This window comes from Nonomuraea helvata, assembly GCF_039535785.1.
Lineage (GTDB): Bacteria > Actinomycetota > Actinomycetes > Streptosporangiales > Streptosporangiaceae > Nonomuraea > Nonomuraea helvata.
The window spans coordinates 1,049,691-1,072,235 of sequence record NZ_BAAAXV010000005.1 but is presented as its reverse complement, the minus strand read 5'-3'; the positions used below and the strand labels follow the sequence as shown (position 1 = coordinate 1,072,235).

At 71.0% G+C, this 22,545-nt stretch carries 17 protein-coding genes; 10 read left to right on the top strand and 7 right to left on the bottom strand.

Going from position 1 to position 22,545, the window contains the following annotated elements:
* The first annotated feature begins 29 nt into the window (after positions 1–29).
* From smc to ABD830_RS24275, 4 genes are all read left to right on the top strand, one after another.
* A complete protein-coding gene (gene smc / locus ABD830_RS24290) occupies positions 30–3,740 on the top strand; it encodes a chromosome segregation protein SMC (RefSeq protein WP_344991443.1) in 3,711 nt (1,236 codons plus the stop codon).
* A 61-nt stretch (positions 3,741–3,801) separates the two neighbouring features.
* Positions 3,802–4,980, top strand: coding sequence for a signal recognition particle-docking protein FtsY (gene ftsY, locus ABD830_RS24285; protein WP_344991440.1), 1,179 nt, complete (start codon positions 3,802–3,804; stop codon positions 4,978–4,980).
* 257 nt (positions 4,981–5,237) lie between these two features.
* Entirely contained in the window at positions 5,238–6,914 is a 1,677-nt protein-coding gene (locus tag ABD830_RS24280; protein WP_344991437.1) for a tetratricopeptide repeat protein, read from the top strand.
* Between the two features lie 8 nt (positions 6,915–6,922).
* A complete protein-coding gene (locus tag ABD830_RS24275; protein ID WP_344991434.1) occupies positions 6,923–8,179 on the top strand; it encodes an MFS transporter in 1,257 nt (418 codons plus the stop codon).
* Here ABD830_RS24275 and ABD830_RS24270 read toward each other — a convergent pair.
* Genes ABD830_RS24270 through ABD830_RS24260 form a run of 3 tightly spaced genes read right to left on the bottom strand, consistent with a single transcriptional unit; the run spans position 8,100 to position 10,977 of the window.
* On the bottom strand, positions 8,100–8,903 hold the full coding sequence (locus ABD830_RS24270) for an ABC transporter ATP-binding protein (RefSeq protein ID WP_344991431.1): 804 nt from the start codon (positions 8,901–8,903) through the stop codon (positions 8,100–8,102). The genes ABD830_RS24275 and ABD830_RS24270 overlap by 80 nt on opposite strands.
* Positions 8,900–9,943 (bottom strand): FecCD family ABC transporter permease, encoded by a 1,044-nt coding sequence (locus ABD830_RS24265; RefSeq protein ID WP_344991428.1) that lies wholly within the window; start codon positions 9,941–9,943, stop codon positions 8,900–8,902. Before ABD830_RS24265 ends, ABD830_RS24270 begins: the two co-directional genes overlap by 4 nt.
* Positions 9,943–10,977: a FecCD family ABC transporter permease gene (locus ABD830_RS24260; RefSeq protein WP_344991425.1), complete on the bottom strand. Its 1,035-nt coding sequence runs from the start codon at positions 10,975–10,977 to the stop codon at positions 9,943–9,945. The genes ABD830_RS24265 and ABD830_RS24260 overlap by 1 nt, the downstream gene beginning before the upstream one ends.
* Before the next feature lie 104 nt (positions 10,978–11,081).
* Here ABD830_RS24260 and ABD830_RS24255 point away from each other — a divergent pair, with 104 nt between their 5' ends.
* Complete coding sequence (locus ABD830_RS24255) at positions 11,082–12,041, top strand: ABC transporter substrate-binding protein (protein ID WP_344991422.1); 960 nt, start codon at positions 11,082–11,084, stop codon at positions 12,039–12,041.
* 2 nt (positions 12,042–12,043) lie between these two features.
* Here ABD830_RS24255 and ABD830_RS24250 read toward each other — a convergent pair whose 3' ends face one another.
* Complete coding sequence (locus ABD830_RS24250; RefSeq protein WP_344991420.1) at positions 12,044–13,117, bottom strand: PLP-dependent cysteine synthase family protein; 1,074 nt, start codon at positions 13,115–13,117, stop codon at positions 12,044–12,046.
* Positions 13,118–13,363: 246 nt separating this feature from the next.
* Between ABD830_RS24250 and ABD830_RS24245 the strand changes: the two genes are divergently transcribed.
* Both ABD830_RS24245 and ABD830_RS24240 read left to right on the top strand, forming a co-directional pair.
* Positions 13,364–13,951 carry a sigma-70 family RNA polymerase sigma factor gene (locus ABD830_RS24245; protein ID WP_344991417.1) on the top strand — a complete coding sequence of 196 codons (588 nt, stop codon included), beginning with the start codon at positions 13,364–13,366 and terminating at the stop codon, positions 13,949–13,951.
* Positions 13,952–13,995: 44 nt separating this feature from the next.
* Entirely contained in the window at positions 13,996–14,247 is a 252-nt protein-coding gene (locus ABD830_RS24240) for a hypothetical protein (protein ID WP_344991414.1), read from the top strand.
* Between the two features lie 124 nt (positions 14,248–14,371).
* Here ABD830_RS24240 and ABD830_RS24235 read toward each other — a convergent pair whose 3' ends face one another.
* On the bottom strand, positions 14,372–15,211 hold the full coding sequence (locus ABD830_RS24235; protein ID WP_344991412.1) for an EamA family transporter: 840 nt from the start codon (positions 15,209–15,211) through the stop codon (positions 14,372–14,374).
* Between the two features lie 88 nt (positions 15,212–15,299).
* Here ABD830_RS24235 and ABD830_RS24230 point away from each other — a divergent pair, with 88 nt between their 5' ends.
* The 3 genes from ABD830_RS24230 to ABD830_RS24220 all read left to right on the top strand — a co-directional run bounded on the left by ABD830_RS24230 (position 15,300) and on the right by ABD830_RS24220 (position 17,847).
* On the top strand, positions 15,300–15,875 hold the full coding sequence (locus tag ABD830_RS24230; RefSeq protein WP_344991409.1) for a helix-turn-helix domain-containing protein: 576 nt from the start codon (positions 15,300–15,302) through the stop codon (positions 15,873–15,875).
* A gap of 513 nt (positions 15,876–16,388) precedes the next feature.
* Entirely contained in the window at positions 16,389–17,159 is a 771-nt protein-coding gene (locus ABD830_RS24225; protein ID WP_344991406.1) for a polysaccharide deacetylase family protein, read from the top strand.
* Positions 17,160–17,196: 37 nt separating this feature from the next.
* Complete coding sequence (locus ABD830_RS24220; protein ID WP_344991404.1) at positions 17,197–17,847, top strand: DUF2461 domain-containing protein; 651 nt, start codon at positions 17,197–17,199, stop codon at positions 17,845–17,847.
* A gap of 17 nt (positions 17,848–17,864) precedes the next feature.
* Here the strand turns inward: ABD830_RS24220 and ABD830_RS24215 are convergent, their stop codons facing one another.
* Complete coding sequence (locus tag ABD830_RS24215; protein ID WP_344991401.1) at positions 17,865–20,393, bottom strand: hypothetical protein; 2,529 nt, start codon at positions 20,391–20,393, stop codon at positions 17,865–17,867.
* 169 nt (positions 20,394–20,562) lie between these two features.
* Complete coding sequence (gene typA, locus ABD830_RS24210; RefSeq protein WP_344991398.1) at positions 20,563–22,413, bottom strand: translational GTPase TypA; 1,851 nt, start codon at positions 22,411–22,413, stop codon at positions 20,563–20,565.
* Between the last annotated feature and the right edge of the window lie 132 nt (positions 22,414–22,545).

The window sequence follows — 22,545 nt, the reverse complement described above, 5'->3', positions numbered from 1 at the left end:
AGTCCGCATCACGGTGAAGGGGGTCGCGCTTGTATTTGAAGACCCTCACCCTGCGCGGCTTCAAGTCCTTCGCCTCCGCGACCGCCCTCCGTTTCGAACCGGGCATCACCTGCGTCGTCGGGCCCAACGGCTCGGGCAAGTCCAACGTCGTCGACGCCCTGGCCTGGGTCATGGGCGAGCACAGCGCCAAGTCGCTGCGCGGCGGCAAGATGGAGGACGTCATCTTCGCCGGCACCTCCTCCAGGCCGCCGCTCGGGCGCGCCGAGGTGACGCTGACCATCGACAACTCCGACGGCGCGCTGCCGATCGACTACACCGAGGTCACGATCAGCCGGCTGATGTTCAGGTCGGGGCAGAGCGAATACGCGATCAACGGCGACACCTGCCGCCTGCTCGACATCCAGGAGCTGCTGTCCGACTCGGGCATCGGCCGGGAGATGCACGTGATCGTCGGTCAGGGCCAGCTCGACACCGTGCTGCACGCGGGGCCGGAGGACCGGCGGGCGTTCATCGAAGAGGCCGCAGGCGTGCTCAAGCACCGCAAGCGCAAGGAAAAGGCGCTGCGCAAGCTCGACGCCATGCAGGCCAACCTGACCCGGGTGCAGGACCTCGCCACCGAGCTGCGCCGCCAGCTCAAGCCGCTGGGCCGCCAGGCCGAGATCGCCCGCAAGGCCGCCGTCATCCAGGCCGACCTGCGTGACGCCCGGCTGCGGCTGCTGGCCGACGACGTGGGCATCCTGCGTACGACGCTGGAGCGCGAGGCGGCCGACGAGGCGGCCGTCATGGCCCGGCGCCACCAGGTGGAGACCGAGCTGGCCGAGGGCCAGCAGCGCGAGGCGGCGCTGGAGGCCGCCGAGGCCGAGACGCAGCCGCGGCTGGCCGCCGCGCAGGAGACGTACTTCCGGCTCTCGTCGCTGCGCGAGCGCATCACCGGCCTGGCGCAGCTCGCCGCCGAACGCCACCGCCACGCGCTCGACGCCGCCGCCATCGAGCGCCGCGGCCGCGACCCCGAGGACCTCGAACGCGAGGCGGCCGAGGTCCGCGAGAGCGAGCTGATCCTCAGGGCCGAGCTGGAGCAGGCGCAGGAGCTGCTGGACGAGGCCGTCCAGCGGCGCGCCGAGGCCGAGGCCGGGCTGAGCGTCGAGGAGCAGCGGCTCGCCCTGGCCGCCAGGGCCGCCGCCGACCGCCGCGAGGGGCTGGCCAAGCTGCGCGGGCAGGTCGATTCCGTACGGAGCCGGGCGCGGGCCGCCGAGGAGGAGATCGGCCGGCTCCGGCAGGCCGTGACCGACGCGGCCGACCGCGAGCGGCGGGCCAGGGAGGACCTGGAGGCGCAGCGGCTGGAGGAGCCCGCGGTCGATCCCGCGCTCGCCGAGGAGCTCGCCACCGCGCAGGCCCTGGTGGAGGAGGCCAGAGCGGTCGCCGACGAGGCGCGTGCGGCGGCGGAGGAGACCAAGTCGGGTCTCGACGCGCCGCGCGCCGCCCTGCAGGTCGCCAAGTCGGGGGTGGCCACAGCGCGCGCCGCCGACCAGGAGGCGCAGCGGTCCGTGGCCGCTCTGGTCGCCCGGCGCGACGCCCTGGAGCTGGGGCTCGCCAAGGGCGACGGCGGCGCGGCCCTGCTCGACGCGGACCTGGCCGGGGTGCTGGGGCCGCTGGCGGCCTCGATGCAGGTCGCGCCCGGTGCCGAGCTGGCGGTGGCGGCCGTGCTGGGCCCCGTGGCCGAGGCGATCGCGGTGAAGACCCTCGACACGGCCGTCGAGGCGCTCGGTCTGCTGCGCGCCCAGGGCTCGGGCCAGGCGACCCTCCTGGTGGCCCTCCCCGGAGGCGCCGACGGCGAGGCGGGCCACACCGGCGGCGGCGACCGGAGCACGCGCACGGCCGCTCCTGAGGGCGGTCAGTGGGCCGCCGACCTCGTCACGGTCCCCGACCACCTGCGGCCCGCCCTCGACCACATCCTCGCGGACGTCGTGGTCGTGGACGACCTCGAGGCCGCCCGCGCGGTGGTCCGGCGGCACTCCGGTCTCAGGGCCGTCACCAGGACAGGTGACCTGGTGGGCGCGCACCTGGCCAGCGGCGGCGCCGAGGGCGGCACTTCGGTGCTCCAGGTGCGGGCCGCGCTCGACGAGGCCGTCAGGGATCTGGAGGAGGCCGAGCGCAGGGCGGAGGAGACGGCCGAGGCCCAGGACGAGGCGATCGAGCGGGAGCAGGCGGCCCAGGGGGCGCTGGAGACCGCCCAGGCCAAGGTCAACGAGGCCCAGACCGCCGTCACCACCGCACAGGCGGGCGTCAGCGCCGCGCAGGGCGCCCTCGACCAGGTCAGGAGCCGCCAGCGGGAGGCCGACCAGCGCAACGCCGCCGCCGCCAAGCGCCTGGCCCAGCTGGAGGCCGCCGCCAACGCCGCCCACGACGAGGCGGAGCGCCTCGCCACGAGCGTGACCAGGGCGGAGGAGTCCCGTACCGAGGGCCTGGAGGAGCTGGCCGAGCTGGAGATCCGCCTGGCCGAGGCCGAGTACGCCCAGGAGCTGGAGTCCGAGCCCACCACCGAGGTCCGCGACGACCTGGCGAGCGCCTGCGAGGCCGCGAGGCAGCGCGAGATGGAGACCCGCCTGCAGGTCCGCACCGCCGAGGAGCGCGTCAAGGGCATCGAGGGCCGCGCCGACGGCCTCGTCAGGGCCGCCCAGCGTGAGCGCCAGGAGCGCGCCCAGGCGGCCGCTCAGCGCGCCAGGCGCCGCCGGCAGGCTGCCGTGGCCGAGTCCGTCGGCAAGGGCGCCAAGCAGGTGCTCCAAGCGCTCGAGTCGTCCATCCAGCTCGCCTCCAGGGAGCGCGACGAGGCCGATCTGGCCAGGGTCGCCGTCGACGCCGAGCTCAAGCAGGTCCGCCTCCGCGTACGCGAGCTCGGCCAGGAGCTCGACAAGCTGGTCAACCGCGCGCACGGCAGCGAGGTCGCCCGCACCGAGCAGCGGTTGCGGCTGGAGCAGATGGAGCAGCGGGCGCTGGAGGAGTTCGGGGTCGAGGTGGAGACGCTGATCTCCGAGTACGGCCCCGAGGCCCCGGTCCCCGGCGACCCGCCCGTGCCGTACGTGCGCGAGGAGCAGGAGAAGCGGGCCAGGGCCGCCGAGCGGCAGATGAACCAGCTCGGCAAGGTCAACCCGCTCGCGCTGGAGGAGTTCGCGGCGCTTGAGGAGCGGCACGCGTTCCTCAACTCCCAGCTCGAAGACCTCAAGAAGACCAGGCGCGACCTGCTGACCGTGGTCAAGGAGGTCGACGACCGGGTGGAGCAGATGTTCGCCTCGGCGTTCGAGGACGTGGCCAGGGAGTTCGAGCAGATCTTCGGCAGGGTGTTCCCCGGCGGCGACGGCCGGCTCGTGCTGACCGAGCCCAACGACATGCTGACCACCGGCATCGAGGTCGAGGCCAGGCCGCCGGGCAAGAAGGTCAAGCGGCTGTCGCTGCTGTCGGGCGGCGAGCGGTCGCTGACCGCCGTGGCGTTCCTGGTCTCGATCTTCAAGGCGCGGCCCTCGCCGTTCTACGTGATGGACGAGGTCGAGGCCGCGCTCGACGACACGAACACGCAGCGGCTGCTGATGCTGTTCGAGGAGCTGCGGCAGAGCTCGCAGCTGATCGTCATCACGCACAACAAGCGCACGATGGAGATCGCCGACGCGCTCTACGGCGTCTCGATGCGCGGTGACGGCGTGACGCAGGTGGTCAGCCAGCGGCTGCGGGAGCGCGAGTCGGCCTGACACTCCGCTCAGACGGGCCCTGGGCATGACCATGCCGGTCGATCTGGAAAACTGACATCTTGTGGATGGTTACCTCGGCGTCATAGTGATCGTGGCCGTCGTCGCGCTGCTCGTGGCCGGCGGCTTCCTGCTCTACTTCAGGCCGGGTCGCAAGGCGGCCCCGCCCGTCAAGCCGCCAGAGCCGCCCGTGCTTCCCGAGGAGAAGGAGAAGCGGCCCGCCGGAGCCGGCGAGGAGGGCGAAGGCGCGACCACCACGCTCCCGCCGCCGGTCAAGCCCGCCGAGCCGGCCGTCGTCGTGCCGGAGATCGAGGTCCCGCCGCCGTCCGCGGGCCGGATGGTGCGGCTGCGCTCCCGGCTGGCGCGCTCGCAGAGCGCGCTCGGGCGCGGGCTGCTCGATCTGCTCTCCCGCGACCGGCTCGACGACGAGGTGTGGGACGAGGTCGAGGAGAAGCTGATCGGCGCCGACATGGGCGTCGCGCCGACCCGTGCCGTCGTCGAGGACCTGCGCACCAAGGTCAAGGTGCTGGGCAGCCGCACCCCCGAGGAGCTGCGGGGGCTGCTGAAGGAGGAGCTGCTCGCCCAGGTCAACCCCGACCTCGACCGTACGCTCAACGTCCAGAAGCACGGCGAGCGGCCCGCGGTGGTGCTCGTCGTGGGCGTCAACGGCACCGGCAAGACCACCACCACCGGCAAGCTCGCCCGTTCGCTCGTCGGCGACGGGAAGAAGGTCGTCCTCGGCGCGGCCGACACGTTCCGGGCGGCGGCCGCCGACCAGCTCCAGACCTGGGGCGAGCGGGTGGGCGCCGACGTCGTACGCGGTCCCGAGGGCGGCGACCCGGCCTCCGTGGCGTTCGACGCCGTAGCCAGGGGCATCGACGAGAAGGTCGACACCGTCATCGTCGACACCGCGGGCCGCCTCCACACCAAGACCGGGCTCATGGACGAGCTCGGCAAGGTCAAGCGGGTCATCGAGAAGAAGGCCACGGTCGACGAGGTGCTGCTCGTCCTCGACGCCACCACCGGCCAGAACGGCATGCGCCAGGCTCAGGTGTTCGCCGAGGTGGTCAACATCACGGGGATCGCGCTGACCAAGCTCGACGGCACCGCCAAGGGCGGCATCGTGATCTCGGTGCAGCGGGAGCTGGGGGTGCCGGTCAAGCTCGCGGGGCTGGGCGAGGGGCCCGACGACCTGGCGCCGTTCGATCCCGAGGTGTTCGTGGACGCGATCCTGGGAGACTGAAGCGGGACATTTCCGGTCATTCGCTAATTAACGTAGAAATAGCCATTACCAGATAAACGTTGTTTTGCGCCATTTTTCTGTGCTGACATGTAGCGGTTACCGCTCGATCCGCGCAAAGGGGCGTTCATGAAGAAGATCGTTGTTCACCGGCCTGGCACTGTGAAGCCGACGGGGGCTGCCTCGCCGAGGCACGGCCAGTAAGCCGCCCGGCCGGCGTCTCGTGCGGGGACGCCGGCCACCACGGACGAAAGGCCCCTGTGGACACGATCATTCTTGACGCCGACCGCCGGATCGGCGGCCCTTACACGTTCGCGGCCGGATTACTCGGCCACCTCGTCCCCCAGGCGCTGGAGCTCCGGCCCGACCTGGTCGCCGCGTACGACATCGAGATCCGCGCCGCCGCGCCCGGATTGCGCGAGGCCGTGCCCGAGCGCAGGCGCACGCTGGCCGGCAGCCTGCCCAGGGGGCAGCGCATTCTCGTGCCGGGCGCCCGGCGCAGCCTCAGGATCGCGAACGGGCTGGCCGAGTTCGTCCGCGATCACCTGCGATCCGCGGGCCCGCTCGCCCTTACCGTGACGAACCTGGGTGAGGCCGACCACACCGACACCGAACTGGTGGCGGTGCTGCGGCGCAGGGTCGATCCGGAGCTGCTCCGGATCGACGAGGGCCCGTCGGCCCCGAGCGCGGGGCCGCTGTGCAGGGATTTCGACCGCTACCGCGACGAGGGCTTCCACCACGCCCTGGCGGAGTCGGGCCTGGAGGCGCTGGGCGGGACGGCGTGCGACGGCGACCCGGAGGGCCGGCGGCTCCTTCTGCGGCGCGTCGCCGCCTCCCTGGAGGCCATCGGGCGCGAGGACGAGGCCCGCGAGCTCTACGACAGGTCCCGGTGCGAGAGCACCGAGCCCAAGCACCGCGCCACCATCGCGTACGCCACCGCCATGATCCTGGTACGCCACCACGACCCGGCCCGCCGCGACCCCGAGGAGGCGCTGGCCTGGGTCAACGAGGCGATCACGATCACGTCGCTGCTGCCGGACCGCCGTGAGCGCGCCTTCCACCTCGGGTTCGACCTCAACGGCAAGGCCCTGGTGGAGGTCCGCAGGGGCCGCCCCGAGGCCGCGATGGAGCTCGTCCGGCAGGCCATCGAGCTGGCCGAGACCGACCTGCCCGACGAGCACCCGATCCACCGGCTGGTGCTGTACGCCAACAGGGCCCAGCTCCTGGCCATGGCAGGCCGGCCGGAGGAGGCGCTGGCCGACTACACGCGGGCCGTCGAGGCCGACCCCGGCTACCCCGACTACTACCTCGAGCGCGGCAACCTGCTGCACCGGCTCGGCCGGGCGGACGAGGCCGTGGCCGACTACGAGGCGGTCATGCGGCTCAGCCCGCCCTTCCCCGAGGCTTATTACAACCGGGCCGAGGTCAGGTTCGCCTCGGGCGATCTCGACGGGGCCCGCGCCGACCTGGACCACACGCTGGAGCTGGACCCCGGCTTCGCGCCCGCGTACGTGAACCGGAGCGGGATCCACGCGGGGCTGGGAGAGTACGCGAGGGCCAGGGAGGACGTGCTGCGCGGGCTGGAGCTGGCGCCGCGCGACCCGCACCTGCTGTGCGTGCTCGGCCAGGTGGAGCTGGCCGAGGGCCGGCGCCCGGAGGCGCTGGCCGCGTTCGACAGGGCGCTGGAGAGCGATCCCGGGCTGGTGGCGGCCTGGGCGAGCCGGGCCGAGCTGGCCTTCGAGCGCGGCGACCACGACACGGCGCTGGCCGACCTGACGCGCGCGCTGGAGCTGGGGGAGACGGCCGAGCTGCTGTTCAACAGGTCCGTGGTCTACCGGGCCGCGGGGCTGGCGGGCCAGGCCAGGCAGGACCTGCTCAGAGCCGCCGAGCTGGCTCCTGACGACCAGGACGTCGGGCGGGCGCTCGCCGAGGTGTGACTCGACTCATGGGCAGGCACTACTGGCTGCTGCTGGGCGCGTTCCTGGCCTCGTCGCTCGGCACCTGGATCTACCGGCTGGCGCTCCCGCTGCTGGTCTACGACCTGACCGGGTCCGCGCTCGGCACCGGGCTGGTCTACGTCATGGAGTACCTGCCGTACCTGGTGCTGGGGATGTTCGGCGGGGTGCTGGCGGACCGGCTGGACCGCAGGCGCGTGCTGGTGATCGGCGACCTCGTCTCCGGGGCGATCACGGCCGTGCTCGCGGTGATGGTCAGCGCGGGGGTGTCGCAGCTCTGGCCGCTCTACGTGGTGGCCTTCCTGCTGGCCTGCGTCGATCCGCTGTACCAGCCCGCGTTCAGGTCGATCGTCCCGTCGCTGGTCCCCGTCGACCGGTTGCCGCAGGCCAACGCGCGCATCCACATGGGCGAGCACGCGGTGAACATGATCGGCCCGGCGGTCGGCGGCGCGCTCGTCGTGAGCTTCGGCTACGAGGTCGCGGTCTACGCCGACGCCGGGACCTTCCTGGCGTCGGCGCTGCTGATCTGGCTCATCAGGAGGACCGCGGCCGTGGCCACGGCCCGGGGGCGCTCGGTGCTCGCGGACATGCGCGAGGGGCTGCGCTTCCTCCTGAGCGGCGACAAGGTCGTGCTCACCACCGCGCTCACCGCCCTGGCCTGCAACTTCGGCGTCTGGCTGCTGCTGGCGAGCCTGGTCTACTACCTGAGCTCCTACCACGGGTTCACGCCTGGCGAGATCGGCGTGGTCTACGCCTTCCAGGGGGCGGGCGCGGTGCTGGGCGCCGTGCTCGGCAGCCGGCTGATCCGCCGCTACCCACCGGGCCGGGTGATCTGCTGGGCGGTGGTCGCGGGCGGCGTGGCGATGCTGCTGATGATCCCGGCGCGCGGTCCCGTGCTGATCGGGCTCGCGTGGCTGGGGCAGTTCGCCGCGGCGGGGACGTCGATCGTGGCCACCGCGACCGTCCGCCAGCTCCTCGTGCCGGACGAGCTGCTCGGGCGCGTGCTCGGCACGGCCAGGATGATCGCCTTCCTGTCCATTCCGCTCGCCTCGCTCGCGACCGGGGTGTTCGAGTCCTTCGTCCGCGACGCGTACGTGCTGATGGCCTTCGCCGGGGCGAGCTGGCTCGCCATCGCGGCGGCCGTGGCGCGGTCGCCGCTGCGGCGGGTCAGGCTCGCGGCCCTCCAGGATGCGAACGCGGCCCGATCGGAACCACCAGGGGAGTCCCCGCCACCGGATCCTCGATGACCTTGGCGTCCAGGTCGAACACCTCGCGCAGCAGCCCCTCGGTCAGCACCTCGTGCGGGGTGCCCGCGGCGATCACCCTGCCGGCGCGCATGGCCACCAGCCGGTCGGCGTAGCGGGCGGCCAGGTTGAGGTCGTGCAGGACCATGACGACCGTGCGGCCCGCCTCCTGGTGCAGGTGCCGTACGAGCTCCAGCACCTCCACCTGGTGCGCCAGGTCCAGGAACGTGGTCGGCTCGTCGAGCAGCAGCAGGTCGGTGCCCTGGGCCAGGGCCATGGAGATCCACGCCCGCTGCCGCTGCCCGCCCGACAGCTCCTCCAGCGGCCGCTCGGCCAGGTCGGCCAGGCCCGTCATGTCCAGGGCGGAGGCGACGGCGCTCTCGTCGTCCGACGACCACTGCCGGTACCACGTCTGGTGCGGGTGCCTGCCCCTGGCCACCAGGTCGGCCACGGTCAGCCCCTCCGGGGCGGTGGGCGCCTGGGGGAGCACGCCGAGGACCTTGGCGACCTCGCGGGTGGGGACCTTGTCGATGCGCTTGCCGTCCAGCAGCACCTCGCCGCCCTGGGGCTTGAGCAGGCGGCCGAGCGCGCGCAGCAGCGTGGACTTGCCGCAGCCGTTCGGGCCGATGATCGTGGTCACGGTGCCCGCCTCGATGCCGAGGTCGAGGCCGTCGACCACCAGGCGGTCGCCGTACCCGAGCCTGACGCCGGCGGCCTGCAGTCTCATTTGCGTGACCTCCAGATCAGATGGATCAGGTACGGGGCGCCCAGCACGGCGGTGACGATGCCGACGGGCAGTTCCAGCGGGGAGAACGCGGTCCTGGCGATCAGGTCGGCGGCGGCCGTGAGCACGGCGCCGACGACCGCCGAGCACAGCAGCGGCGGCTGGGCGGAGCGGGTGAGCCTGAGCGCGATCTGCGGCGAGGCGAGGGCCACGAACGCGATCGGCCCCGCCGAGGCGGTGGCCACGGCGGCCAGCAGCACGGCGGCCAGGATCATCAGGGCGCGGGCCAGGTTCGTGCGGACGCCGAGCGCGGTGATCGTGTCGTCGCCGAACCTCAGGGCGTCCAGCGAGCGGGTGCCGAGCAGGGTCAGCGGCACGAGCACGACCAGGGCCAGCGCCGTCGGCGTCACGTGCTCCCAGCCGCGGCCGTTGAGCGAGCCGCTGATCCAGACCATGGCGCGACCGGTGTCGTTCACGTCGCCGACGGTCAGGAGCCAGAACTTGACGTTCGTGAACACCGCGGCCACGCCGATGCCGACCAGCACCAGGCGGTAGCCGTCCAGGCCGCGCCGCCAGGCCAGCCCGTAGACGACGGCCGCGCCGATCAGGCCGCCGGCCAGGGCCAGCGCGGGGATGCCGAGGGTGGCCAGCAGGCCGCTGGTGCCGCCGTACGCGCTGCCGCTGGCCACGACGCCGGCCACGACCGTCACGGAGGCGCCGGTGGTGACGCCGAGGATCTCGGGGCTGGCCAGCGGGTTGCGCGCGATGGACTGGATGATCGCGCCGGACAGCGCGAGCGCGGCCCCCACCAGGGCGCCGGTCAGGGCGCGCGGCAGGCGCAGCTCCATGATGACGAAGTGGGTGGCGCTGTCGACGTCGAACGTGCCGGCGACCACGTCCGACAGGCTCATCCGGAGCTCGCCGATGCGCATGTTCAGGGCCATGAGCAGGACGAGGAGGACGAGGCCCGTCAGTGTGACGGCGACGCCGCGCAGCCGTACCCGCCAGGACAGGCCGGCGACGCGCAGGGGGAGAGCGGTCATCACAGTCGCACTGGCTTCCTGCGCCGTACGAGCGCGACGAAGAACGGCGCGCCGAGCAGGGCGAGCACCACGCCTACCTCCAGCTCTCCCGGCGGGGCCACCACCCGGCCGATCACGTCGGCGAGCAGCAGCAGCGCCGCCCCGACCAGCCCCGAGTACGGCAGCAGCCACCGGTGGTCGGTGCCCGACAGCGGGCGGACCAGATGGGGCACGATCAGGCCCACGAACGCCAGCGAGCCGCAGGCGGCGACGGACGCGCCGGACAGCAGGGTCACCGCGGCGATGCCGACGGTGCGGGTCCTGGCGATGTTCTGGCCGAGGCTCCTGGCCACGTCCTCGCCCAGGGAGAGCGCGTTCAGGCCGGGCGCGTTGACCATCGCGAGCACCAGGCCCACGACGATGAACGGCAGCACCTGCCAGACCACGTCGGAGCCCCTGGACGCGATCGAGCCGGCCTGCCAGAAGCGGAACACGTCCATCGCCTGCTCGTCCAGCAGCACGATGGCCGAGGTCAGGGCGTACAGGAGGGCGCTCACCGCGGTGCCCGCCAGCGCCAGCGTGACCGGGGTCGGGCCGCCCCTGCCGCCCACCATGCCGAGCGCGAACACCGCGACGCTGGCGACCAGCGCGCCCGCCAGGCCGAACCAGATGTAGGCGAGCAGGCTGGAGGCGCCGAGCAGGATGATCGAGGACACCATCGCGAACGCCGCCCCCTGCGTGACGCCGAGCAGCCCCGGGTCGGCGAGCGGGTTGCGGGTGTGGCCCTGCATGAGCGCGCCCGCCACGCCCAGCGCGATCCCGGCGAGGATCCCCAGGGCGGTCCTGGGGATGCGGAGCGAGCGGATGACGATGTCGTTCTCCGTCCCGGTGGGGGCGGTGAGCGCGTGCCAGGCGTCGGGGAGCGGCACGGACTTGGAGCCGATGGTGATGCTCAGCACGATCGCGACGAACACGGCGGCGAGCAGCGCGAGGAGTACGGTCAGCCGCCTTTGCCGGAGGACCTGGAGGCGCGGTGCCACGGCGGTCGCACTCACCCGCGTCCTCCTCACCATTTGATCGATCCTGCAGAAGTATGCCAGCTTAGGCAGGGCTAACCTAATTTAGGGTTGCCTTACTTTTTGATTCGGGAAGGGATCTGATGAGATCGTTGCGTGTGCTGGTCGGCGCCGTCCTGGTGGCGGGGCTCGCGGCCTGTGGCTCCTCCACGGGCGAACCCGAGGCCGCTCCCTCCGCGTTCAAGACCGTCAAACACGCCATGGGCGAGACCGTGATCCCTGCCCAGCCGAAGCGGGTGGTGGCGCTCGACCAGAGCTTCGTCGACGCGGTGCTGACGCTGGAGACGCCGGTGGTGGGCTACACGACGTACCGGTCGCTGGACGACAAGCTGCCCGCCTACCTCGGGGCCGTGGCCGAGCAGTACGGCAAGGAGGCCACCCCGGTCGGCACGCTGGAGCAGCCCAGCCTGGAGAAGATCATGGCGCTCAAGCCGGACCTGATCGTCTCGGCGAAGGTCCGGCACGAGGCTCTGTACGACAAGCTCTCCAAGATCGCGCCCACCGTGTTCAGCGAGACCACCGGGGCCATCTGGAAGGAGAACCTCCGGCTCATGGGGCAGGCCCTGGGCAAGGAGCAGCTCGCCGACACCAGGATCAAGGAGTACGAGAGCCGGGCGGCCAAGATCGGCGCGGCCGTCAAGGCGAAGGACGGCGAGATGCCGACGATCTCGGTCGTGCGGTTCGCCGGCGAGCCGACGGTCCGGCTCTATGTGGAGAAGTCCTACTCCGGGCTGGTGATGAAGGACGTCGGGTTTCCGCGGCCCGAGGGGCAGCCGACCAAGCAGGACGCCATCGCGGTGGACGTCAGCCAGGAGCGGATCTCGGACCTGGACGCCGATCACATCTTCGTCGCGACATATCCGGACCCGTCGGCCGAGGGGCCCAAGGAGAAGTTCGTGAACAACCCGCTCTGGAGCAAGCTCAAGGGCGAGAAGCACGAGGTCCAGGACCTGACCTGGATGACCGCGGTGGGGATCCAGGGCGCGCACGCGATCCTGGACGACGTGGCCAAGCTCTTCTCGGTGGACCCCGCGAGGGCCTGAGCTCACGAGTTCAGGAACGCGCGGAGCTCCTCCAGATGGGGGTCGACGTCGAGGCCCTGGTCGGCGAGCCACTGCGGGTTGCCGTACGTGCCGCGGTAACGGTCGCCGCTGTCGCAGACCAGCGTGACGATGCTGCCCTGCTCGCCCGCCGCGCGCATCTCGCCGATCAGGTCCACGCAGGCCGCCATGTTCGTCCCCGTCGAGCCGCCCACGTCCAGCCCCGTGACCTCGCGCGTCCAGTGCATGGCGGCGATCGAGCGGGCGTCGGGCACGGCGATCATGCGGTCGATGACGGACGGCTGGAACGAGGGCTCTACGCGGGGGCGGCCGATGCCCTCGATGCGGGAGCCCGGCGCGGTGACCGAGGTGTCGCCGGAGACCCAGCTCGGGTAGAAGGCCGAGCCCTCGGGGTCGACGACGGCCAGGCGGGTGGCGTGGCGGCGGTAGCGGATGTAGCGGCCTATGGTGGAGGACGTGCCGCCGGTGCCGGCGCCCACCACGATCCAGGCGGGCTCCGGATGGGGCTCCAAGGACATCTGGGAATAGAGGGACTCGGCGATGTTGTTGTTGCCGCGCCAGTCGGTGGCCCGCTCCGCGTAGGTGAACTGGTCCATGAAATGGCCGCCGGTCTCGGCGGCCAGGCGGTGAGATTCGTCATAGATCGCGCGAGGGTCCGCCACGAGGTGAGATTTCCCACCGTAGAACTCGATGAGGTGACACTTCTCGGGCGACGTGGACGCCGGCATGACCGCGATGAACGGCAGGCCGAGCAGGCGGGCGAAGTACGCCTCGCTCACGGCCGTGGATCCGCTCGACGCCTCCACGATCGTCGTGGTGGGCCCGATCCAGCCGTTGGCCAGGCCGTACAGGAAGAGGGAACGAGCAAGTCGATGTTTGAGTGAACCAGTGGGGTGCACTGACTCGTCTTTCAAGTAGAGGTTTACACCCCAGTGCGAGGGCAGCGGGAAGACGTGAAGGTGTGTGTCGCAGCTACGGTTGGCGTCGGCCTCGACCTTACGTATGGCCTCCGCCACCCAGCGGCGCGTCCCCAGGTCGTGACGGTCCACGAAACTCATGCCCATACGCTATCCCATGTGACTCTCGCCACTATTTCCGAAAAATTGGGCGGGTAGTGTTATGATACTGAGACTTGTCCGGCCGTGGACGTGACAGCACACGCCGCGAGCAGATGGACGAAAACCCCCTCTGACCAAGGCGGATCTCTAACGCGTCCCTTAACCGGGACTTGCCATGATGGAATCCGCCCTCAGGCGGCTTGTGCCGGAACGGGGGATAGCGCAAGGGGGAATGAATTGATCACTATGACCGATGAGCAGCGTCAGGACTGGTTCGAGCGCGATGTCGTGCCCGTGACCTCGCAGCTTTTCGCCTCCGCCATGCGCCTGACCCGTAACGCCGCTGACGCGGAGGACCTGGTACAGGAGACGGTGGCGAAGGCGTACACGTCGTATCACCAGTTCCGGGAAGGCACCAACCTCAAGGCGTGGCTGCACCGGATCCTCACGAACAACTTCATCAACGACTACCGGAAGAAGCAGCGCTCGCCCAAGCTCTCGGCCGCCGAGGACATCGAGGACTGGCAGTTGCACGCCGCCGAGTCGCACAGCTCGACCGGTCTGCGCTCCGCCGAGACCGAGGCGCTGGACCGGCTGCCCGACAGCGTCGTGATGAACGCCCTGCGTTCGCTCCCTGAGGACTTCCGCGTGGCCGTCTACCTGGCCGACGTCGAGGGGTTCGCGTACAAGGAGATCGCCGAGCGCATGGGCACGCCCATCGGCACCGTCATGTCCCGCCTCCACCGGGGCCGCCGCCAGCTGCGCGGCATGCTGGAGGAGTACGCCCGCGAAGAGGGCGCCGTCCGGCTCCCCGCCCAGCGCGCCGCGGCTTAAGACCCCATAGTGAGATGAAGGCGGACGCGTAACACGCCGCCTTCATGGCGCAGCTCCACGAGATCGCAGAGCTGCCGGCTGATCCAGAGCCCGTATCCCCGAGGGGATCCGGGCTCGGGTGGTATGGGTCGTCCAGGAAGCCGCCGGGATCGGCGATCTCGCAGATCAGCTCGCCGTCGCTGACCCACATCGTGATCGTGCCGTACCCGGCGCCGTGCTCGACGCTGTTCGCGGCGATCTCGGACACGCTGATCACCAGCGACGTGACCAGGTCGCCTGCCCTCGGCGAGGGCTGAGCGCACGCGCGGCACGGTCAGGCGGAGAAACGCCTCATCCGAGTCGTACGGCACGGCGACATGCCGCAGCGACTCGCCATCGGAAGGTGCCCTGCCAGGGCGCACGGGCGAAACGTAGCAAGCGCTAGTGGGGCTGCGCAACGGCTATCAATGCCACCGCCCCGAGCGCGCAGGCCACACCGGCCACCTGGATCGCCCGCAGCCGCTCGCCCAGCACCTGCCTGGCCAGCAGCAGGGTGCTCGCGGGATAGAGCGAGACCAGCACGGCGACCAGGCTGAGCAGGCCGTTCTGCTGGGCCAGCAGGTAGAGCACGTTGGCCGCCATGTCGAGCACGCCCGCCGCCACGATGATGTGCACCGAGCCGGGGCCGGGCTTCAATGTCCGCCGCGTGGCCAGCGCCAGCAGCGCGACGGCCGTCACCGACGACAGCCTGGCGCCCACCAGCGGCCACAGGCCCGCCTCGTGCGGCGCCATGGCGAGGAGGATGAAGAAGCCGCCGAACCCGGCACCCGCCGCCAGCGCGGTCAGCACCGAGGCGAACGAGCCACGCCGGTCGGCGGACCTGTCCTGGCTGACCAGCAGCACCGCACCCAGCGCCAGGACCACGCCCACCAGCGCCCAGAACGCCGGCCGCTCGCCCGTCGCCAGCCCGAACACCACGGGCAGCGCGGCGGAGGTGACGGCGGTCGTCGGGGCCACCACCGACATGACGCCCGTGGCCAGCGCCCGGTAGAACAGCACCAGGCCGGCCGCGCCCGACAGGCCCGCCGCCAGGCCCCACGCCAGGGCCGGGGCGCTGGGTGCGCCGGGCAGCAGCGGGAGCAGGCCGAGGATCAGCGCCAGGCCCGCGAGCTGCGACAACACGACGACGGACAGCACTTGGGAGCGTCGCGTCGCCAGGCCGCCGAAGAAGTCGGCCGTGCCGTACACCACCGCGCACGCGGTCGCCAGGATCACCGTCACCGGTACCCCTCCAGTCCAACAGATTGAACTCTTAGTACAACACATAGAGTACATTCCACTGCAAATGGAATTCACTAGACTGCACTGCGTGGAAGATCCGGAGCTGATCAACCAGGCCATCGCCAACAACGTGCGCGCCCAGCGCGCGCACCGCGGGCTGACGCTGGACGCGCTGGCCGCCAGGTCGGGGGTGAGCCGCGGCATGCTGGTCCAGGTGGAGCAGGGCAGGACGAACCCCAGCGTCTCCACGCTCACCAGGATCGCCTCGGCCCTGGGCGTCACCGTGGCCCGGCTCGTCGAGGTCGCCGACGTGCCCACGGTGCGGATCGTGAGCAAGTCCGACGTGGTCACGTTCGACCAGGGAGACGTGCAGGCGCGGCTGCTGGTCGGCGCAGACGTGCCGATGATCCTGGAGCTGTGGGACTGGCGGCTGGCGCCCGGCGAGCACCACGACGGCGACGCCCATCCGCCGGGCACCCGCGAGATGCTGACCGTGCTGGACGGCGAGCTGACGCTCACCGTGTACGGCAGGAGCCACGTGATCGGGAAGGACGACGCGGTGCTCTTCACCGCCGATCGGCCCCATCGCTACGAGAACAGGGGCGAGGAGGAGCTCAGGCTGATCATGGTGGTCGCCGAGCCGCGCGAGGCGCACGACCATTAGCGAATTGGCAACACTGTGGAAAAACTCGGTCACGGTCTGTAACGTATGCGCTCGTGATCTCTCCGGCACCTGCCGATTCCCGCATGTCTTGGACGGCTGATGTCCGTTGCTGGGTACATCCCTGGTGTACGGCGGAACGTCGGCAGGGGGTGGCGTGTGAGTGAGGCCCGAGCGGCGACGGAGAAGCTCCAAGCGGAGCTCCATGGTCTGGGCGTCACCAGCGCGTACGAGGTAGGCGACGGCGAGACCATCTCCGTGTGGATAGGCCTGGTCGTACGGTATAGAGATGGTTTTTACCGTTGGCAGGAAGGGTCGGTGAAACGTCGGCATCTGGGTACGGATCCGGTTGGATGTGCCATAAGGGTGGCGCGCCGCTTCACGGAACTGCAGGCCGATATCCCACTCTGGTGGGACGACCTGACCAGGGAGCTGCGGGGGAGACCGGTCCAGGATTATCCATGAGCCCCCGCGCGCGGCGTTTCGGGGGGAACCATGCGCGTGTGGGCTTTGCCGTTGGCCCTGCTCGCTCTGGCGCTCTGCGTCACCTACTCGGTGGCGACCCGCCCGCAGCCCTGGACGCCGGCGGCGCCTCTCAGGCCGGCGGTCGTCACCCCCGAGGTGCTGGCCAAGCGGCTGGTCTCGATGCAGGCCGGCTGGCCGCGCAGCCGTAAGTTCGACTGCTCGAAGCTGAAGTGCGTGGCCCTGACCTTCGACGACGGGCCGGGCGAGTACACCGCGCGGCTGCTCGACCTGCTGCGCGCGCATGACGTCCGGGCCACGTTCTTCGTCGTCGGGCAGATGGTGGAGGCCGACAAGGGCGGCCGCCTCACGCGCCGCATCGTGGAGGAGGGGCACGAGATCGGCAACCACTCGTGGAGCCATCCGGCGCTCGCCGGGCTGCCCCGCGAGCAGATCGAACGGCAGCTCAAACGCACCGACGACCTCGTGGAGAAGCTGACCGGGGTGCGGATGCGGGTGATGCGGCCGCCGTACGGGTCGACGAACGAGCGCGTCGTGGCCGAGCTGCGCCGCGAGGGGCTGGCGGAGATCCTCTGGAGCGTGGACACGCTCGACTGGCTGAACCGCGTGCCTGCCGTCGTGGCCAAGCGGGCCGGCGCCGCCAAACCCGGCTCGATCGTCCTCCTGCACGACATCCACCGGAGCACCGTGGAGGCCGTGCCCGCCATACTCGCCACCCTCGCGAAGAAGGGCTACACGTTCGTCACGGTCTCCGAGCTGTACGGCAGGACGCCGGCGGCCGGGCGGAGCTACAGCGAGCGCTGAGGTCCGTCGTGCCTGCGAGGCGTGGCACCCTGGTGACATGGGTTTCAGCGGCTTCCCGGACGAGGCGTTCCTGTTCTACGAGGGGCTCGAGGCGGACAACTCGAAGACCTACTTCACACGGCACAAGCACCTCTATGAGGAGGCGGTGCGGGAGCCGATGCTGGCGCTCACGGAGGAGCTGGCCCCGGAGTTCGGGTCCGCGCAGCTCTTCCGGCCCTATCGGGATGTGCGCTTCTCCAAGGACAAGTCGCCGTACAAGACCCACCAGGGTGCCTTCGTGGACCTTCAGCCGGGGATCGGATACTACGTCGAGGTGAGCGCGGCGGGGCTGTTCACGGCGGGCGGCTTCTACACGCAGGCGGCCGACCAGGTGGCCCGCTACCGGGCGGCCGTGGACGAGGACCTGTCGGGCAAGCCGCTGGAGTCCCTCACGTCGGCGCTCGTGGCCCAGGGGTACGCGCTGTACGGGGAGCGGCTCAAGACCAAGCCGCGGGGCTTCTCGGAGGACCATCCGCGCATCGAGCTGCTGCGGCACAAGTCGCTCTATGCGGGGATGAGCTTCGAGCCGGAGCCGTGGGTGTCCACGGCGGAGGTGCTCACGCGCGTGAAGGACACGTGGCGCGCGTACGGCCCGCTGGTCGACTGGCTCTGCACCCACGTACGCGGCAGCGAACTCCCACGCCGCTGACGGCAAACCCCGAAGGCTCATCGCGGGGCGGTGGTGGTGACCTGGTCGCCCTTGAGGATACGGTCCACGGTCTGCCCGGCCACCGAGGTCGCCGCCGTCGTGCCCGCCGCCAGGACGATGGCCAGCGTGGGCGCCGCCAGGCTGCGGATGCTGCGCAGATTGCGTACCCGCGCCCAGGGCTCCCCGGCCAGGTGCATGATGCGCCACTCCCAGAACAGCCCCAACCCGATGCAGACCACCGTCACCTGCCCCACCACGATCCCCACGACCTGCACCTTGTCGAAGACCCCGATGTCCGGCTCCACCAGCGTCGAGAGATAGCCCGACAGCTCGGTCAGCAGCGCCGCCGCCGTGAGGTGCAGGGCCTTGGTCATCGGCTGGGTGCCACGGACGCGCGGGTAGAAGTAGCCGAACAGGAAACCGAACGCGGGCAGGGTGATCAGGTAGCGCCCGTCGAAGACGAAGCTGGTCAGGTCGGCCCCCTCCGGCCACCCGTACACGACGGCGAAGGGCAGGCTCAGCAGCAGGCTCACCGTGAAGGCGTGTACGCCGTTGAACCAGGGCGTGCACCCGGCGGCGGTGGCGAAGGCGGTCTCCGGGTGTCGGCCGTGCCGGCGCAGCGCCTCCTCCAGGGCGTCCCGCCGCTGGTCGAAGTCGGCCATCGACATCTCGCCCGAGCCGATCCTGCCCCGCCCGACGCGGTACAGCTCCTGCTCGGCGACGAGCAGCAGCCGCTTGTGCAGGGCCGTCCTGACGAGCTGCCGGTGCTCCTCCTGCGAGGAGGGCTCGGTGAGGGCCAGGCGCGGCCCCGCGAGCAGCCAGCGTGCGGTCGCCCAGGCCACGATCGAGGTGATCGCGAGCAGCGGCAGCGGCACGTCGATGTCGGCCAGCGTCGTGCTGCCGCCCGGCGTGATGTACAGCACCATCAGTACGGCGATCATGGTCGATTCGGTGACCGGGTTGTCGATCGCGGACAGCTGCCTGCCGAGCCGCCAGAGCCGCAGCACCAGCATCAGGAACCCCAGCAGCAGCAGCCCCAGCACCCCGCGCACCAGAGGGGTGAGGTGGAGGCTGCCGATCATGGGCTCGGACCGGGGCACCGCCAGGCTCCACGACCCGGAGTCCAGCCATTCGGTGGGCCAGCCCTGCACGAGCAGGCTCACGATCACGGCGCCGACCACCGCGCCGCGCGTCCACTGCCTGGTCGCCACGGCGATGGCGGCGATCGGGATCATGGCCCAGCCAAGTGCCAGGACCAGCCGTACGCTGTCGGGCGGGTACACCCCGGTCGGCAGCGCGCGCAGCCACAGCGCCAGCGCGAGGGCCCCGATCGCGGCCTCGGCAGCCCACACGGCCAGCCGTACGATCACCGACCTGACCCCCAGGTCCACGCTGAACGCCACCGCCGACCCCGCCGCCGCCAGCGCCGTCACCGCCCCTCCGGCCAGCAGGACCTGGCCGGACAGCTGACCGTGCAGCCACGACCAGACCAGCATGCCGAGCCCGACCACCACGCCCAGCCCGGTCGTGACCAGCAGGTCGCGCGTGTTCCACGGGGGGCTGGTGGGCAGCACCCGTCCGGCGTGCCGCAGCGCGAGCGCGGGCACCGCGACGAAGAGCACCACGTACGTGACCGCCGACCAGTCCTCGGCGACCAGGGGGATCAGCAGGGTGGGGGCCGCCAGTGCGAGGCCGACGACCAGCTCCCTGTTGGGCGGGCGCTCCCACCACCCGCGCCCGAGCGAGCGTGCCAGGAAGATGACCAGCGCGAGCGCGGTGAGCACGCCGAGCGCGGTGGCCCACGAGAAGTCGTCCTCCAGGGCCACGTCGGCGAACCCGAACGAGTCGGGCGCCAGCGTCATGCTCACCGGGTACGTCCCGACGCCGAACTCCACCCGCTCCTCGTGCTCACGGTCCGGCGTGATCCCGGCCAGCCGCAGCACCGTCCACTCGCCGGGCAGCACCGCGATCGAGCGCGAGGTGACGATCACGGGAGTCGCGTTGGGGGCGTTGAAGTCGAGCGTCAGCAGGTCGCTCCGCTTGACCTGCCGCAGCAGCGTCACGGTGAACCGGGCCGTGGTGCCCGAGGGGTCCGTGTCGAGGATCGGCGCCAGGCGCGTCGTGGGCGCCAGCCCGGGTCCTTCCACCTTGATCGCGCCGAATGCGGCGTCGGTGACCTGCTGGAGCGTGCCGGGGAACCCGGTGCCCTGGCGGAGCGCGCCGATGAGGGGATCCTTGGGCGCCATCGTGAGCCGGTGGACGACGGTCACCTTGACCTGCCGCTGGCGGGGGTCGATGCGTCCCTCGGGCACCGGATCCAGGTCGGCCTCGGTCGCCCTGGAGACCGTCACCTCGGTGGCGGCCTTACGCGCCCAGCCCACCCGGGGGTCGGCGCGGGCGGCGGCCGCCACCCACGGGTTGGGCGCCGCGGTGCTCTTGGGCACCTCGGGACCCGCCACCGGTCTGGCTGCGACGGTGCACCAAACGATCGCCCCCAACGACACCAGAGCCAGCCCGAACGCCATCGCCATCCGGAGCCTTCCCACAATTTGGATGATTCTCCGGAATACGAGAATGTTCTATGTTGTGGGGTCACGGTGTTATTACATCTGCGCCCCCGGGCCTTTTTACTTTACCCGGGAGCGCCTGCATCGTCCGTGGCGAAGCCGGATGCTGACCGGCTTTACTTACAGCCGAATGAACGGCCGGAAAAGCTCAGCCGCGCTTGGCGCGGGCCGCGGCGCGACCGCGCGTGGCGGCGTCGAGCACGACCTTGCGGATGCGCACGTGCTCCGGAGTGATCTCCACGCATTCGTCCTCGCGGATGAACTCCAGCGCCTGCTCCAGCGAAAGGACGCGCGGCGGGATCACCTTCTCGGTCTCCTCGCTGGTGGAGGAGCGCATGTTGGTGAGCTTCTTCTCCTTGGTGATGTTCACATCCATGTCGTCGGACCGGGAGTTCTCGCCGATGATCATGCCTTCGTAGACCTCGGTCGTCGGCGAGACGAACAGGGTGCCGCGCTCCTGCAGGTTGAGCATCGCGAACGCGGTCACCGGGCCGGACCTGTCGGCCACCAGGGAGCCGTTGTTGCGGGTGCGCAGCTCGCCGAACCACGGCTCGTAGGAGTCGAACACGTGGTGCACCAGGCCGGTGCCGCGGGTCTCGGTGAGGAACTCCGTACGGAAGCCGATCAGGCCGCGCGCCGGCACCACGAACTCCATCCGGATCCAGCCGGTGCCGTGGTTGGTCATGTGCTCCATGCGGCCCTTGCGCACGGCCAGGAGCTGGGTGACCGCGCCGAGGTACTCCTCCGGGCAGTCGACCGTGAGGCGCTCGACCGGCTCGTGCACCTTGCCGTCGATGGTCTTGGTGACGACCTGCGGCTTGCCGACGGTCAGCTCGTAGCCCTCGCGGCGCATCTGCTCGACCAGGATGGCCAGCGCCAGCTCGCCGCGGCCCTGCACCTCCCAGGAGTCGGGCCGGTCGGTGGGCAGCACGCGCAGCGACACGTTGCCGACCAGCTCCTTGTCGAGGCGGTCCTTCACCATGCGAGCGGTGACCTTCGAGCCCTTGACCTTGCCGACCAGGGGCGAGGTGTTGGTGCCGATGGTCATCGAGATGGCCGGCTCGTCCACCGTGATCAGCGGCAGCGGGCGCGGGTCGTCGGGGTCGGCGAGCGTCTCACCGATCATGATGTCGGGGATGCCGGCGATGGCGATGATGTCGCCGGGGCCCGCCTCCTCGGCCGGCTTGCGCTCCAGGGCCTCGGTCATGAGCAGCTCGGTCACCTTGACGCGCTGGATCGTGCCGTCGGTGCGGCACCAGGCCACCTGCTGGCCCTTGCGCATCACGCCCTGGTGGATCCGGCACAGGGCGATGCGGCCCAGGTAGGAGGAGGCGTCGAGGTTGGTGACGTGGGCCTGGAGCGGGGCGCTCGGGTCGTACGTCGGCGCGGGGATGGTCGACTTGATGATGTCGAACAGCGGCTCGAGGTCCGGGGAGTCGGGCATGCCGCCGTCCTCGGGGCGCTCCATGGAGGCCCGGCCCGCCTTGGCGGAGGCGTACACGATCGGGAAGTCGATCTGCTCCTCCGTGGCGTCGAGGTCCATGAACAGCTCGTAGACCTCGTCCACGACGTCCTTGATGCGGGCGTCCGGGCGGTCGACCTTGTTGATGCAGAGGATGACCGGCATCTTGGCGGCCAGGGCCTTGCGCAGCACGAAGCGGGTCTGCGGCAGCGGCCCCTCGGAGGCGTCGACCAGCAGCACGACGCCGTCGACCATCGACAGGCCGCGCTCGACCTCGCCGCCGAAGTCGGCGTGGCCGGGCGTGTCGATGATGTTGATGGTCATGCCGCCGTGCCTGACCGCGGTGTTCTTCGCGAGAATGGTGATGCCCTTCTCGCGCTCGAGGTCGTTGGAGTCCATGACGCGGTCGTCGACGTCCTGGTTCGCGCGGAAGGCCCCGGACTGCCAGAGCATGGCGTCGACCAGCGTGGTCTTGCCATGGTCGACGTGCGCGATGATCGCGATGTTCCGCAGGTCGTCGCGGCTGTTCAAAGGCATGATGACGTCTCGCTCTATGTGAGGTGGGGTCGGCCGCGCGAAGTCGCGACCACATAAGTCTAGTTGATCCCCCCTGATGCCAGCGCGACGCGGGGAAACTCCAGCAGGGAGGGACGGCGCGGCGTGCCGGCG